Raw genomic sequence first — 13,826 nt, 5'->3', positions numbered from 1 at the left:
ATAGTTTTATGAAGAATGATTTAAATGATATGATGTGCTTAGATACCTATTTATCTTCTTTAGATGATGATAAATACAAAGAAACTAGCTCTTTAATTAACCAAAACAAAACACAAAGTATCAATTTGCTAAGCTGGGGTATTCAAGATTTATTTACTGTTAACACACTTGCTGACGATCTTAAACACATACATAAACTAGCCAACAATTTTGATTGGGGAAACAATTTTAACTCTATTTTAAAAGAAAACTCTTATGAATCTTTGGTTATTACCAACAGTAATAAACAAATTATTTGGGTAAATAGTGGCTTTAAAAAGATGACTGGTTATGATAATGAGTTTGCTATAGGAAAGTCACCTGTATTTTTACAAGGAGAAAAAACTACTGATACTTCTAGAGAGAAAATTCGTAAAAAACTATTAAAAAACAAACCATTTAAAGAGGTTATAATTAATTATAAAAAAGATAGATCAACATATAAATGTGAGTTAAAAATTTTCCCTTTATATGCTCAAAACGAAACCACACATTTTTTAGCACTAGAAAAAGAAGTTGTTTAATGCAAACATTTATTCATTACTTTTTACATTTCGGTTTCCCTTTTATTCTAGCTTATGTATTCTTTAAAAAAGAATGGAAAAAAGTAAGTTTAATTCTATTAGCAACCATGCTTGTAGATTTAGATCATTTATTAGCTACACCTATTTTTGCACCAAATAGATGTAGCATTAATTTTCACCCTTTGCACACCTATTATGCAATGATTATATATGTGCTTCTTCTCTTTTTTAAAAAACCTTTTAATATTATCGGGATTGGTTTATTATTACACATGTTAACAGACTATATTGACTGTTTATTTATGTAGTTAGTTAAAAACAAATTAACCAAAAATTTAGTCCTTTCATCTATACATAAATACCTTTCATCTAATTTCACATTTTTCCTCTTTAACTTAAAAGTATATTTATAATAGCTTAACTTATTAAATATGCTTCACTTAACTACAACCAACATAGATGAAATAACTTTAGAAATAAAAAAATTAGTAAAAAACAATACTGCATTAATTTCTATTGGTGAACACACAGACATAAATATTGATAATCTTGTAAGCTCATTAAATGAGGCCGATATTAATTTTATTGGTGGAATTTTCCCTATGGTAATCTGGAAAAACGATGTACAAGACAAGGGAATTATTGTTCATGAATTAAGTAATGTAGTTCAAACTTATACAATCAGAAATATTAGTCAAAAAGAATTTAAGATTCCAAAAACTAATTTTAAAGAAAATACCAATTACAGTTTAATCACTTTTGTAGATGGTTTAACCTCAAGTATTTCTAATTATCTAAGTAGGCTTTATCAAGAATACGGAATGAAAACCAATTATTTTGGAGGAGGTGCAGGTAGCTTAACTTTACAACAAAAGCCATGTGTTTTTTCTAAGGAGGGATTTTTAGAAGATGCTGCTGTAGTTGCTATTATAGAAATGAAATCTTCTATTGGTGTAGAACATGGATGGCAAAAGCTAGATGGTCCTTACATCGTCACAAAAACTAGTGGTAATTCTATTGAAGGAATCAACTGGGATGCTCCTTATGATTTATATAAGAAAGTAGTTGAAAATGATTCTGGAATGAAATTTAGCGATACTGGATTTTTCGAATTAGCCATGAGGTATCCTTTAGGTGTTATAAAACAAGGAACAGATTATATTATTCGAGACCCTTTATCTACAGACGAAAATGATTCATTGGTATGTGTTGGTGAAGTTGAAGAGAATACAATGATTAATATTATGAAAGGAGATAAAGGTTTATTAATTAAAGCGGCTAGAAAAGCTGCTGAAAGTATTGCTGATCAAGCTCAAAAACCAAAGTTTGCAATGATTATTGATTGTATCTCTAGAATTCTATATTTAAAAGATGATTTTAAACATGAATTAGAAAATGTTTCAGAAGCAATTTCAAATCAGCATCCTACTATTCCAACTTGTGGTGCTTTAACACTAGGAGAAATATCTTCTTACGGAAATGGCTATATTGAATTTTATAATAAAACTATAGTAGTTGGTTTATTTGAATAAATGGAGCAAGACAATAAAATATTAGATATTTTAAGACTTTATGAATACTCAATGAGCATAGGAAAATCGCTAGATTACTATGAAAATTGTAATTCTTTTTTAAAACTTCTTCTTACTAGAAGAAATCTAAATGCTTGTTGGATTCTTAACTTGAATGAAAAAGATCAGTTAATAAAAAAATATTCAATTCCACATGGTAATGATATAAACCCTGTACTAAGCCCAAACTTAAAATCGTTTTTAAACTCTATAAACAATTATATCATAATTGAATATAGTCAAGATTTTAAGGAACTAGTACCTATAAAAGTAAATGAAGGTACTATTGTAATTTATAAGCTTTATCAAGGAAATTATTTATTCTTATATACGAATACATCTAATATTTATAAAAAAAATTCTGAGCAATTATTACCTGTAATAAATAAGTTTTCACATACTTTGGAAGCTTGTATGTTTTTTGAGAAAAAACAGAAATTACTAGAACAACTTGAAGAAAAAAACAAAGACCTTAGTAATTATGCACATATCGTTTCTCACGATTTAAGATCACCTTTAAGAAATATTGAAACACTTGTTACCTGGCTAAAAGCAGACCATGTAGAAAATTTAAATAATGAAGCTGTTCAATTTCTTGACTCTATAAGTGATAATATTCACATCATGGAATCTTTAGTTAAAGGAATACTAGAATATTCAACAATTAATAGAAATGATTTCAATTTTTCTAAACTAGACTTAAATCATATTATCAATAAAATTCTTCAATATACCAATGTACCAGAAAACATAGAAATAACAGTTTCTAAAGACTTTCCTTCTATTTTAGGAAATGAACATAGAATACAACAGTTGTTTCAAAACCTAATTGGAAATGCTATTAAATATAACGATAAGGAAAAAGGTCTTATCGAAGTTGGTTTCTTTGAAGAAGATGAAAAAACTGTTTATTACGTAAAGGATAATGGAAAAGGTATTGAAAAAGAATACCATTCAAAAATATTCAATGCTTTTCTAAAACTAGAAGACACAAAAGATTCTATTGGTATTGGACTCTCTATAGTTAAAAAGATAATAAGTAACTATGGAGGTAAAATCTGGTTAACTTCTGAACTTGGTAAAGGAACTACTTTCTTCTTTACTTTAGAAAAGTAATTTTTCTATATCTTTTTTAAATCGCAATACCAAAAACTAGTATCGTAGCTTTTTACTTTTTCTTTAGTGGAAGAATGACAGTTTTGAGAATTATCTTTATTTAAAGTATATGATTTTAAAACCTTCTCTCCTATTTCAAACGCTACTGGATTTTTAAAGATTGGGCCATCAAAACAGAAGGTATGAAACTCTCCATTCTCTCCACAAACATCAATATTATCAGGTAGTTCATTAATAAAATCTTCATCAATAATTCTTCCTACAAACTCTTCTCCTAATAACTTAGCATTTACACAAACTGTAATAGTTTTAAAACCCAATGCTAAAAACTCTCTTAGTAAATCTTTGGTGTTTTGTTTCCATAATGGATATACACCAGTAATTCCTACTTCTTTAAGTTTAGAATCTCTATAATTTTTTAAATCTTCTAAGAAAATATCCCCGAATATAGCGTGATTTAAGCCTAATGATTTCAATTCAGATGTTTTGTCTTTCATTTTCTCATTGTATAAATCCATAGTTACATCGGCAGGAAAATAAATCTTCTCTAAAGGAATACCAATACTTTCCGCTTGAGCATCTAACAAATTTTCATGAAGTCCATGCATAGAAACTCGCTCATAATCTTGATTTACATTTGTTACAAGTTTTTCGATATCATATTCACCTTGCTGTAATATTTTATACAAGGCATAAGCCGAATCTTTTCCAGAACTCCAATTAAAGTATGCTTTCTTCATGTGGCAAATATGCATAAAAAATCCTGCAAAAGCAGGATTTATATATTAGTTTATTTTATCACTTCAAGTAAAAATATAATGTAATTACAATTATTTTTTCTTTTGATGCATTGGAACTGGTCTTTCTTGTTTTACTACAGGTGTTCCGTATAAATCAAAGTCGCCAGCATCATATATTTCTATATCAATAAACTCTCCTAGTTTGATATAGTGCTCACGAGCATCAACGATAACGTCGTTATCTACATCTGGTGAATCAAACTCAGTACGTCCGTAATAATATTCGCCATCTTTTCTATCAAATAAACAACGGTAAGTATTTCCTATTTTTTCCTGATTTAATTCCCATGAAATTTGTGACTGTACCTCCATGATTTCATTTACTCTTCGGAATTTAACATCAGCAGGAACATCATCTTCTAAAACAAAAGCTCCAGTATTTTCTTCATGCGAATATTCGAAAGCTCCTAAACGTTCAAAACGCATTTCTTCCACCCAATCTTTCAATTCTTGAAATTGCTCCTCTGTTTCTCCTGGGTATCCAACAATTAAAGTTGTTCTAATTGCCATGTTAGGCACATATTCTCTAAACTTATGAATCAAAGCTGTGGTTTTTTCATGCGTAGTACCACGTTTCATTGATTTTAAAATTTCAGTATTAATATGCTGTAATGGAATATCTAAATAATTACAAACCTTAGGTTCTTCCTTCATTACATTTAATACATCCATTGGAAATCCAGATGGAAAAGCATAATGTAAACGAATCCATTCAATTCCTTCTACTTTTACCAACGCTCTCAATAAATCAGCCAAAGCCCTCTTTTTATATAAATCCAACCCGTAATAAGTTAAATCTTGAGCTATTAACATAATTTCTTTAATACCTTTTTCCGCTAACTTAGTTGCTTCAGTAACTAAATCTTCTATTGGAGTAGACTTATGCTTTCCTCTCATTAAAGGAATTGCACAAAAAGAACAAGGTCTATCGCAACCTTCAGCTATTTTTAAATACGCATAGTGTTTAGGTGTAGTTGTTAAACGTTCACCTATTAATTCATGCTTATAATCTGCTTCTAAAACCTTTAATAAAGCAGGTAAATCGTGAGTACCAAAATACTGATCTACATTCTTTATTTCATTCTCTAAATCTGGCTTATAACGTTCGCTTAAACAACCAGAAACAAATACTTTATCTATTTCTCCAGCTTCTTTACGTTGTGCATAATGCAAAATAGTATCAATACTTTCTTCTTTAGCCTTACCTATAAACCCACAAGTATTAATTACTACAATATTACCATCATCATTTTCATCTTCATGAACTACGTCTTTACCATTAGCTTTTAATTGTCCCATTAAAACCTCACTATCGTAAACGTTTTTAGAACATCCTAAAGTAACTACATTAATTTTATTTTGCTTTGTTGTTTTAGTACGCATCTTATTTAACTTTTAAGCGACTGCAAAAATACTGTATTAATAATTGCTATTGATAGTTTTTTGGCATTTTTCTAACCTTTGTTAATTGTTCAAAAGCATAAGCCAATTTTAATAAATTAGCTTCTGAATAAGGCTTACCTATAAATGTTAAACTTTTAGGTTCTCCTGATTCATAGCCCATTGGGACTGTTATAGTCGGATATTTAGCTACAGCAGCAATTCCTGAATCAAAATTATCAATTGACAAAATTGCATCTAAATTCTGATTTTCGATTGCATGCAAATACTTTTTACCCTCAGCATTTAATTTATTTTTTACAACTTCCAATTCTTCTAAAGTTGTTTCATCCTTTACAATACCATCCAATAATTGCTGACCATATGGTGCCCTTAATATTGAATCTTTTAAATTAAATGAAATCACATCTTGTACAGAAGCAATCTTTACATTTTTGTCTGAATAGTTTTTTAAATATTTAGGCAAATCATGCTTCATATCGATATTCAATAAAGTTAAAAAACCATCAAATGAAATTGTAGGTGGTTCAACTTCTATAACTTCTGCTCCTGCTACTTTAATTTTCTCTACTGATTCTTTATAAATTTTATTTTCTAAAAGTGACTTCAAAACGCCAAATTTCTTTCCTTTTAAACTAGCATTCACTAGCTTATTATCAAGCTTTAAATCTAAAGAAGTTGCTTTTGTCGAAGCTACATCAGTACTATCAACTCCAAGCATTGCATTATACAAAATAGCATTGTCGATTACATTTTTTGTCATAGGGCCAGGTGTATCTAAGGTACTAGAAATTGGAACAATTCCACTTCTACTTAACACTCCTATAGTAGGTTTTAATCCTACAACAGAATTTTTACTTGATGGAGAAGTGATAGAACCAGCTGTTTCTGTTCCAACAGCAGCAGCAGCAAAATTGGCTGCTATTGCTACACCACTTCCTGCCGAACTTCCGCCAGTTTCAAATACTTTTCTTCCATATGGATTTAACGTTTGCCCTCCTACTGCTGAATATCCTAACGGACAGTCTGAACAAAAGAAATATGCCCATTCACTTAAATTTACCTTTCCTAAAATTAAAGCACCTTTTTCTTTTAACTTTTGAACAATAAAAGCGTCTTCAGTTTTTCTGTTATTTGCCAAAGCTATTGCTCCAGCAGTTGTAGGCATATTGTTAGTATTGATATTATCTTTTAAAAGAATTGGCATCCCATAAATAGAGAACTCAGAAATATTTTCTTTCTTCAAATCTTTCTCTCTAGCTTCTTCTAATACATTTGGATTTAAGGCTATAATACTATTCAACGAAAGCTCTGAGTTTGTTTCTATTTTTCTCATTCTATACAAATAGAATAATGTTAGTTTTTCATAGCTCAGCTTCCCTTCTTTAATGCTTTTTTGAAGTGACGGGATGTCTTGCTCTAAAATTAGTGGTTTAAGTGTATTGTATTCTTCTTCTGAAAAAGTAGACAAACTACTTTCAAATGGTTTAAAGACATCATCTATATTTTGATATTTTGATGCTATAAGTTTGAATTGCATTCGCACATTTACTTCTCTTTCTTCTTTACAAGAAATAAATACCAGAACTATGGCTAATAAAAAATATACTCTTCTCATTTTTTAATTATTTGAAAACCAAATATAATTCTTTTAAAAACGAAAAACTCCTTTCAATTATGAAAGGAGTTTTTGTTATTATCTATCTAGTTTTCTTATTTAAAGAAACTATCTACAAATTCGTATTTATTAAAGACTTGTAAATCGTCAATTCCTTCTCCTACTCCAATATATTTTACTGGTATTTTAAATTGATCAGAAATACCTATTACAACTCCACCTTTTGCTGTACCATCTAATTTAGTTACTGCCAATGAAGTTACTTCTGTAGCCTTAGTAAATTGCTTTGCTTGTTCAAATGCATTTTGTCCTGTAGAACCATCTAATACTAGCAATACATCATGAGGTGCATCTGGAATAACTTTTTGCATTACACGTTTAATTTTAGTTAACTCATTCATTAAGTTAATCTTGTTATGTAAACGTCCAGCTGTATCAATAATAATTACATCAGCATCCTGATTTACTCCCGACTTTACAGTATCAAATGCTACTGAAGCTGGATCTGATCCCATTTCTTGACGAATTATTGGTACATCAGTTCTATCTGCCCAAACTTGTAATTGATCAATTGCTGCTGCTCTAAAAGTATCTGCTGCTCCTAAAACTACTTTTAAACCTTGTTTTTTAAATTGTGAAGCTAACTTACCTATCGTAGTTGTTTTTCCTACACCGTTAACTCCTACCACCATTAAAACATAAGGTTTTTTATTGGCTGGTATTGTAAATTCAGTTTCGTCTCCAGTATTTGTTTCAGATAACAAACCTGCTATTTCTTCACGTAAAATTTGGTTCAGTTCATCAGTCCCCAAATATTTATCACGAGAAACACGAGCTTCAATTCTATCAATAATTTTTAAAGTAGTTTCAACACCTACATCAGACGATACTAATACTTCTTCTAAATCATCTAAAACATCATCATCAACTTTGGCTTTACCTGCTACTGCTTTTGATAACTTAGAGAAAAAACTTGTTTTAGTTTTTTCTAATCCTTTATCTAAGGTTTCTTTTTTCTCTTTCGAGAAGATTTTTTTAAAAAAACTCATCGTTAAATTTTATAATCGCTTATATAGGTTAAAAACTATACCAAACTTATTATATGGTCAAATTGTCATTATTTTGTTTTTCTCTTCCATTTCTTTTGAAAGAGCAAAGCTCAAAAATACAGTTTTTTAACACATAAAAAAAGCTACCTTCTATCAGAAAGTAGCTTTAGTTTAAACTGTATATACAAGTCTTAGTTTTTCGCGATGAAATCGTTTACTTGTGAAGGATCCATAATAGCTTCAACGAAAGTATAAGCTCCTGTTTTTGGAGATTTTACCATTTTGATAGCCTTAGTTAATCTTTTTGCTCCTGTTTGTAACGATGCTACTGATTTCTTTGCCATGTTCCTATAGGTTATAAAGTTTTATAAAAAACTTTTAATTATTTAATTTCTTTATGAACTGTCATCTTCTTTAAGATTGGATTAAATTTCTTTAATTCCATTCTATCAGGAGTGTTCTTTTTGTTCTTTGTAGTGATATAACGTGAAGTTCCTGGTTTTCCAGTCGCTTTGTGCTCAGTACATTCTAATATTACCTGTACTCTGTTTCCTTTTTTTGCCATCTCTGTAAAATTTTATCTAAGTAAGGAATTATTTAGTTAAGAAACCTTTTTCTCTAGCTTCTTTAATCACAGCAGAGATTCCTTTTTTATTAATATTTTTTAATGCAGAAGCAGATACTTTTAAGGTAACCCATTTATCTTCTTCTGGGATATAGAAACGCTTAGTCATTAAATTAGCGTTAAACTTTCTTTTAGTTCTATTTAAGGCGTGAGAAACGTTGTTCCCTACCATTGCTTTCTTTCCTGTTAATTCACAAACTCTAGACATCTTCTTGACAGTTTTATAGTGTTATTTCTAAACGAGGTGCAAATATACGAACTTTTAAGAGAAATAAACAAAATATTACTAGTAATTTTTTAAAATATTTTCAGTTAATAATTCTAAAGCTTTTGTTACAGTTCTGTTTATTACTTTCTCTCTTGGCTGACCAAAATTAAACTCCTGAACCTCAGCACCATTTTTCGATACAATGGCTATATACACCAAGCCTACACTTTTATCGTTATGATCTGTGGTTGGTCCTGCATTACCTGTTACAGCAATTGCATAATCGGTTTTTAGTCTTTCAAAACATCCTTTTGCCATCTCCAAAGCAACTTCTTTACTTACTACAGTATTATCTTCAATCGTTTGTTTAGATACACCTAATAATTCTTGTTTCAATGCTGCCGTGTAAGTAATAAAGCTTCCCATATAGTAAGCAGAAGAACCTGGAATAGCAACTAATGTTGAAGCTATTTTTCCACCTGTCAAACTTTCAGCTGTACTCAAAGTTTGGTTTCTCTTTTTTAATAAATCCCCTACTCGTTGTTCTATAGAAGCTTCATCATCATACCCTACTATAATATCTGATATTAATAAACTCAGACTTTCTATTTTTTCTGCTACCTCTTTTTCTAAAACCTCTTTATTATTTCCTTTTGCTGAAATTCGCAATCTAACCTTTCCAAACGAAGGCAGGTAAGCTAATTTTATATGTTCTGGTAAACTATTTTCCCACTCCTCTATTCTCCCAGCAATAACACTTTCACCTGTACCCACTGTCATTACTGTTTTATGAAGTATAAATGGAAGTTTAAATTTTTGTTGAATTCTAGGTAATACTTCATAAGTAATTAACCCTTTCATTTCATAAGGCACACCTGGTAAGGAAACAAAAACAGTTTCATTTTCATAAAACCACATTCCTGGAGCAGTTCCAAAACGATTGGTTAATAATGTAGCTTTAGAAGGTAATTGCGCTTGATACTTTTGTGCTTCATTAAAAGGATGATTTACTTTTTTAAAGAGCTCTTTGATGTTTTCTATTACCTCAGGGTATTCAACAACATCATGATCATTAAAGTACTCAGCTATTGTTTTTTTTGTAATATCATCTTTTGTAGGCCCTAGTCCTCCAGTTATTATAACAATGTCAGCTCTATTTTCTGCTTCTTTTAAAGCATTTAATATATGCTTTCTTTCATCTTGAATTGACGAAATTTGATATACTGACACTCCTATTTTATTTAATTCTTGACCTATCCACTGCGAATTCGTATCAACTATTTGTCCGATTAAGATTTCATCTCCAATCGTTATTATTTCTGCATTCATTTAATCTTCTTAAAAAAGAATCCCGCTTATACAGCGGGATAATAACTTATTTTACTTTTATTTGAAAAGCTTGTTTACCTTCTATCGTTCCAGTTAACACATCATTTTCATTTACTTTTCCAACTCCTGCTGGTGTTCCAGTAAAAATAACATCTCCTTTTTTTAAGGTAAAATATTGAGAAACATAACTAATTAACTCATCTACTTTCCATAACATACTAGAGGTATTTCCATCTTGAACTACTTCTTCATTTTTTTTCAGTTGAAACGATAAATTATCTAAATCAAACTCCTCTTTAGGAAAAAACTCTCCTATTACAGCACTACCATCAAAAGACTTTGCTTTTTCCCATGGTAATCCTTTTTCTTTACACACTGCTTGTACATCTCTGGCTGTAAAATCAATTCCCAGTCCAATAGTGTCATAATACTTATGTGCAAACTTTGGAGAAATATGTTTCCCTACTTTATTTATCTTAACCAATACCTCAACTTCATAATGTATATCATTAGAAAATGGAGGTCTAAAAAAAGGCATCTTCTTCGGAAGAATTGCAGAGTCTGGTTTTAAAAAAATCACAGGACTCTCTGGCTTTTCATTTGCCAATTCTTCTATATGTTTAGCGTAGTTACGCCCTATGCATATTATTTTCATTCTTATTAATAAAACTTTAGTTATTGAAATAAAAAATTAAGTATATCATTAAAATTATAACTAATAAACCTATTCTTCCATTCCAGTCTTGTTTTAAAACTTCATTGTATGAATATTTCCTTTTCAGAAATAACCATCTTATAAAAGCTCCTAATTTAGAAATGCTTGAAAAAAGAGTTTCTTGTAAAAAACCGCTAAAGAAATCTTCCATTCAATTATTTAAATCATTAAGGAATCCAAGTTTTAGGGAAGTTTGGCTTACGCTTTTCTAAGAAAGCATCACGTCCTTCTTTAGCTTCATCTGTCATATACGCTAAGCGTGTAACTTCTCCTGCAAATACTTGCTGTCCTACCATACCATCATCAGTTAAGTTCATGGCAAACTTTAACATTTTAATTGATGTTGGTGATTTCTCTAAAATCTCTTGTGCCCAATCAAAAGCTGTTTGTTCTAATTCATCATGAGGAACTACTGCATTTACCATTCCCATTTCATAAGCTTCTTGTGCAGAATAGTTTCTTCCTAAGAAAAATATTTCTCTGGCTTTCTTCTGCCCTACCATTTTAGCTAAATATGCCGAACCATATCCTGCATCAAACGAAGTAACATCGGCATCAGTTTGTTTAAAAATTGCATGTTCTTTACTTGCTAAAGTTAAATCGCAAGTAACATGTAAACTATGTCCTCCTCCTACTGCCCAACCAGGTACTACACAGATAACTGCTTTTGGCATAAAACGGATTAATCGTTGTACTTCTAATATATTTAATCGGTGATAACCATCTTCTCCTACGTATCCTTGATGTCCACGAGCATTCTGATCTCCTCCTGAACAAAAACTCCATACTCCATCTTTTGTAGATGGTCCTTCAGCAGATAATAACACAACACCAATATTTGTATCTTCATGAGCATCTTTAAATGCATCTAACAATTCTGAAGTAGTATGCGGACGAAATGCATTACGTACATTAGGTCTGTTAAACGCTATTCTAGCTACGTTATGCGATTTCTTATAAGTAATATCTTTATACTCTTTGGCAACTTTCCATTGAGGTTGTATCATAATTCAATAATATTTTCGTTATTAACAAAGCAAAAATAACATAATAACTTTATTTTTCTTTTCTATATTTGAACGATATAATATATTCCCTTATGAAACAACTATTTTTCTTATTTACCGTATTATTCAGTTTACAGCTTTTTTCTCAAAAAGTAATTACTGAAAAGATTAATTCTAAAGAGTTTAATAAAGATAGAATTGTAAAAATTTACATTCCTAAAGATTACGACAAAGAGGAAGCCATGAGTTATCCTGTGGCAATTGTTTTAGGTGATGGTTATCTTTTCGACTTATATGTGGGTAATGCTAAACTATATGCTAATGTAGATAAAGCTCCTAAACAAATTGTAGTTGGAATAGGTATGAAAAACTCTTACAATAAAGATGTTTCTATTATTCCTTCAAACAATGCATTAACAAGTCACTCTACTAAGTTTTTCAACTTTATACAAAAAGAGTTAATCCCTCACATGGAAGGTAATTATAGAACTTCTCCTTTTATGACCATTGTTGGTCAAGGTATTGGAGCTAACTTTATTACTCATTTCTTAAAAGCACAAGAACCTATTTTTAATTCTTTTATATGTATTACTCCTAATTTTTCTGAATTAGCAGCAAACACTATTGCTTCTTATTCTTTAGGAAGATTAGCTTCTGTAGATAATTCATATTTTTTCTACGCAAGTAACAATAAAAAATATATTAGAAAAGAAGTAGACGACAGATACAATCAGATAGCTACTTACCTATCTTCTTTTGATGCTAAAAACCTTCATTTTACTTTTAATGAATTCAAAGACGCACCAAATCATTTATCTGTTATTAGTGAAACTATTCCAAGAGCATTTGATAAAATGTTTTCTATATATTCTAAAATTACGAAAGACGAATTTGACAATAACATTAAGGATTTAGGTCCTTTAGAAGCTATTAAATATGTAGAACAAAAATATTTAGACATTGAATATTTATACGGTACAAACTTAAATGTTCGTTTAGATGATATTTTTGCTATTGAAGGAATTGTTATAGACAAATTAGACGGTGATTACCTTAGAGTATTAGGTGATTTTGTAATGATCAAGTATCCTAACTCTCATATTGGTGATTTCTACGTAGGTAAATATTACGAGCTTGGTAAAGATTACGAAAAAGCAGATTTTTATTACAAAGCTGCTTACGGTAAGATGGATCCTTCTGACCCAAATGCGAATGCTTTTTACGAAAACATTAAACGTGTAAACGATTTAAAAGATAGTCAACCAAAAGAAGCACCGCTTGAAGATCTTCCAGAAGAAGATCAAGAAAATGAAGACAAACAAGAAGAGGACAAACAATAATCTCTTCTCAACTCAAAATAAAAAAGCACGTCAATTAGACGTGCTTTCTTTTTATATGTTAATTGGTTTATTTCTTCACCAACTCTATTCTGTCTTCTTTTAAAACTATCTTTTTACTTTTATATAAATTCCCTACCGCTCTTTTAAACGCTTTCTTACTCATTTGTAATCGGAATTTTATCGATTCTGGTGAGCTTTTATCAGTTAACATTAAATAACCTTTCTCTTGTAATTTCTGAAGAACTACTTCTGCATCCGAATCAATTACATTTCTAAAACCTTGAGGTCTTAGAGAAACATCTATTTTTTCGTCTTCTCTAATCTTTTTAATATAACCTACTGTTTTCATTCCTTCTTCTAAGTCTTTAAAAACTTCGTTATTATATAACAAGCCTTCATATTCTTCATCGATTAAAACAGTATATCCTAATGCAGTTTGCTGACCAATTACTAAGTCTACTTTATCACCTTCTTGTAATTCCAT

17 protein-coding genes are annotated in these 13,826 nt (G+C 30.0%); 5 read left to right on the top strand and 12 right to left on the bottom strand.

The genetic code is table 11. From position 1 onward, the window contains the following. The first annotated feature begins 8 nt into the window (after window positions 1–8). The 4 genes from ACOQN8_RS12055 (at window position 9) to ACOQN8_RS12040 (ending at window position 3,250) form a co-directional block, all read left to right on the top strand. Window positions 9–563, top strand: a complete 555-nt coding sequence (locus ACOQN8_RS12055; protein WP_420552867.1) for a PAS domain-containing protein — start codon at window positions 9–11, stop codon at window positions 561–563. Then, complete coding sequence (locus ACOQN8_RS12050) at window positions 563–871, top strand: DUF6122 family protein (protein WP_150901218.1); 309 nt, start codon at window positions 563–565, stop codon at window positions 869–871. The genes ACOQN8_RS12055 and ACOQN8_RS12050 overlap by 1 nt, the downstream gene beginning before the upstream one ends. A gap of 123 nt (window positions 872–994) precedes the next feature. After that, complete coding sequence (locus tag ACOQN8_RS12045) at window positions 995–2,095, top strand: FIST signal transduction protein (protein WP_420552866.1); 1,101 nt, start codon at window positions 995–997, stop codon at window positions 2,093–2,095. Beyond that, window positions 2,096–3,250: a sensor histidine kinase gene (locus ACOQN8_RS12040; RefSeq protein ID WP_420552865.1), complete on the top strand. Its 1,155-nt coding sequence runs from the start codon at window positions 2,096–2,098 to the stop codon at window positions 3,248–3,250. 5 nt (window positions 3,251–3,255) lie between these two features. Here the strand turns inward: ACOQN8_RS12040 and ACOQN8_RS12035 are convergent, their stop codons facing one another. The 11 genes from ACOQN8_RS12035 to ACOQN8_RS11985 form a co-directional block, all read right to left on the bottom strand. Then, window positions 3,256–3,990 (bottom strand): Dph6-related ATP pyrophosphatase, encoded by a 735-nt coding sequence (locus tag ACOQN8_RS12035; RefSeq protein ID WP_272148563.1) that lies wholly within the window; start codon window positions 3,988–3,990, stop codon window positions 3,256–3,258. A 90-nt stretch (window positions 3,991–4,080) separates the two neighbouring features. Beyond that, window positions 4,081–5,433, bottom strand: coding sequence for a 30S ribosomal protein S12 methylthiotransferase RimO (rimO, locus tag ACOQN8_RS12030; RefSeq protein WP_420552864.1), 1,353 nt, complete (start codon window positions 5,431–5,433; stop codon window positions 4,081–4,083). Between the two features lie 46 nt (window positions 5,434–5,479). After that, window positions 5,480–7,069: an amidase family protein gene (locus tag ACOQN8_RS12025; protein ID WP_420552863.1), complete on the bottom strand. Its 1,590-nt coding sequence runs from the start codon at window positions 7,067–7,069 to the stop codon at window positions 5,480–5,482. 95 nt (window positions 7,070–7,164) lie between these two features. Then, the gene (gene ftsY / locus ACOQN8_RS12020; protein WP_150901224.1) at window positions 7,165–8,118 is read right to left on the bottom strand and encodes a signal recognition particle-docking protein FtsY; all 954 of its coding nucleotides are present in this window, start codon (window positions 8,116–8,118) and stop codon (window positions 7,165–7,167) included. A gap of 191 nt (window positions 8,119–8,309) precedes the next feature. Further along, the gene (locus ACOQN8_RS12015; protein ID WP_150901225.1) at window positions 8,310–8,462 is read right to left on the bottom strand and encodes a DUF4295 domain-containing protein; all 153 of its coding nucleotides are present in this window, start codon (window positions 8,460–8,462) and stop codon (window positions 8,310–8,312) included. A gap of 38 nt (window positions 8,463–8,500) precedes the next feature. After that, the gene (gene rpmG, locus ACOQN8_RS12010) at window positions 8,501–8,683 is read right to left on the bottom strand and encodes a 50S ribosomal protein L33 (protein WP_029034962.1); all 183 of its coding nucleotides are present in this window, start codon (window positions 8,681–8,683) and stop codon (window positions 8,501–8,503) included. Between the two features lie 28 nt (window positions 8,684–8,711). After that, the gene (rpmB, locus tag ACOQN8_RS12005; protein WP_020082122.1) at window positions 8,712–8,951 is read right to left on the bottom strand and encodes a 50S ribosomal protein L28; all 240 of its coding nucleotides are present in this window, start codon (window positions 8,949–8,951) and stop codon (window positions 8,712–8,714) included. Window positions 8,952–9,029: 78 nt separating this feature from the next. Continuing rightward, on the bottom strand, window positions 9,030–10,280 hold the full coding sequence (locus ACOQN8_RS12000) for a competence/damage-inducible protein A (RefSeq protein WP_420552862.1): 1,251 nt from the start codon (window positions 10,278–10,280) through the stop codon (window positions 9,030–9,032). Window positions 10,281–10,326: 46 nt separating this feature from the next. Further along, on the bottom strand, window positions 10,327–10,935 hold the full coding sequence (locus ACOQN8_RS11995) for a fumarylacetoacetate hydrolase family protein (protein WP_420552861.1): 609 nt from the start codon (window positions 10,933–10,935) through the stop codon (window positions 10,327–10,329). A gap of 16 nt (window positions 10,936–10,951) precedes the next feature. Continuing rightward, window positions 10,952–11,146 carry a hypothetical protein gene (locus ACOQN8_RS11990; protein WP_420552860.1) on the bottom strand — a complete coding sequence of 65 codons (195 nt, stop codon included), beginning with the start codon at window positions 11,144–11,146 and terminating at the stop codon, window positions 10,952–10,954. Window positions 11,147–11,162: 16 nt separating this feature from the next. Continuing rightward, window positions 11,163–12,002 carry a 1,4-dihydroxy-2-naphthoyl-CoA synthase gene (locus tag ACOQN8_RS11985; RefSeq protein ID WP_150901228.1) on the bottom strand — a complete coding sequence of 280 codons (840 nt, stop codon included), beginning with the start codon at window positions 12,000–12,002 and terminating at the stop codon, window positions 11,163–11,165. Window positions 12,003–12,094: 92 nt separating this feature from the next. Between ACOQN8_RS11985 and ACOQN8_RS11980 the strand changes: the two genes are divergently transcribed. Further along, window positions 12,095–13,342, top strand: coding sequence for an alpha/beta hydrolase (locus ACOQN8_RS11980; RefSeq protein ID WP_420552859.1), 1,248 nt, complete (start codon window positions 12,095–12,097; stop codon window positions 13,340–13,342). Between the two features lie 67 nt (window positions 13,343–13,409). Here ACOQN8_RS11980 and ACOQN8_RS11975 read toward each other — a convergent pair whose 3' ends face one another. Next, window positions 13,410–13,826, bottom strand: a complete 417-nt coding sequence (locus tag ACOQN8_RS11975) for a S1 RNA-binding domain-containing protein (protein ID WP_150901230.1) — start codon at window positions 13,824–13,826, stop codon at window positions 13,410–13,412.

The sequence above is a fragment of the Tenacibaculum aiptasiae genome (assembly GCF_965221665.1).
GTDB classification, from domain to species: Bacteria; Bacteroidota; Bacteroidia; order Flavobacteriales; family Flavobacteriaceae; genus Polaribacter; species Polaribacter aiptasiae.
This window is presented reverse-complemented; position numbering and strand designations above follow the sequence as displayed.

What these genes read in the sequence shown, in the direction of transcription:
- ACOQN8_RS12025 (WP_420552863.1), bottom strand. Translation starts at nt 7,069, where the DNA reads ATGAGAAGAGTATATTTTTTATTAGCCATAGTTCTGGTATTTATTTCT.
- rimO (WP_420552864.1), bottom strand. Translation starts at nt 5,433, where the DNA reads ATGCGTACTAAAACAACAAAGCAAAATAAAATTAATGTAGTTACTTTA.
- ACOQN8_RS11985 (WP_150901228.1), bottom strand. Translation starts at nt 12,002, where the DNA reads ATGATACAACCTCAATGGAAAGTTGCCAAAGAGTATAAAGATATTACT.
- rpmB (WP_020082122.1), bottom strand. Translation starts at nt 8,951, where the DNA reads ATGTCTAGAGTTTGTGAATTAACAGGAAAGAAAGCAATGGTAGGGAAC.
- ACOQN8_RS12055 (WP_420552867.1), top strand. Translation starts at nt 9, where the DNA reads ATGAAGAATGATTTAAATGATATGATGTGCTTAGATACCTATTTATCT.
- ACOQN8_RS12045 (WP_420552866.1), top strand. Translation starts at nt 995, where the DNA reads ATGCTTCACTTAACTACAACCAACATAGATGAAATAACTTTAGAAATA.
- ftsY (WP_150901224.1), bottom strand. Translation starts at nt 8,118, where the DNA reads ATGAGTTTTTTTAAAAAAATCTTCTCGAAAGAGAAAAAAGAAACCTTA.
- ACOQN8_RS12040 (WP_420552865.1), top strand. Translation starts at nt 2,096, where the DNA reads ATGGAGCAAGACAATAAAATATTAGATATTTTAAGACTTTATGAATAC.
- ACOQN8_RS12050 (WP_150901218.1), top strand. Translation starts at nt 563, where the DNA reads ATGCAAACATTTATTCATTACTTTTTACATTTCGGTTTCCCTTTTATT.
- ACOQN8_RS11990 (WP_420552860.1), bottom strand. Translation starts at nt 11,146, where the DNA reads ATGGAAGATTTCTTTAGCGGTTTTTTACAAGAAACTCTTTTTTCAAGC.
- ACOQN8_RS12015 (WP_150901225.1), bottom strand. Translation starts at nt 8,462, where the DNA reads ATGGCAAAGAAATCAGTAGCATCGTTACAAACAGGAGCAAAAAGATTA.
- ACOQN8_RS11995 (WP_420552861.1), bottom strand. Translation starts at nt 10,935, where the DNA reads ATGAAAATAATATGCATAGGGCGTAACTACGCTAAACATATAGAAGAA.
- ACOQN8_RS11975 (WP_150901230.1), bottom strand. Translation starts at nt 13,826, where the DNA reads ATGGAATTACAAGAAGGTGATAAAGTAGACTTAGTAATTGGTCAGCAA.
- ACOQN8_RS12000 (WP_420552862.1), bottom strand. Translation starts at nt 10,280, where the DNA reads ATGAATGCAGAAATAATAACGATTGGAGATGAAATCTTAATCGGACAA.
- ACOQN8_RS11980 (WP_420552859.1), top strand. Translation starts at nt 12,095, where the DNA reads ATGAAACAACTATTTTTCTTATTTACCGTATTATTCAGTTTACAGCTT.
- ACOQN8_RS12035 (WP_272148563.1), bottom strand. Translation starts at nt 3,990, where the DNA reads ATGAAGAAAGCATACTTTAATTGGAGTTCTGGAAAAGATTCGGCTTAT.
- rpmG (WP_029034962.1), bottom strand. Translation starts at nt 8,683, where the DNA reads ATGGCAAAAAAAGGAAACAGAGTACAGGTAATATTAGAATGTACTGAG.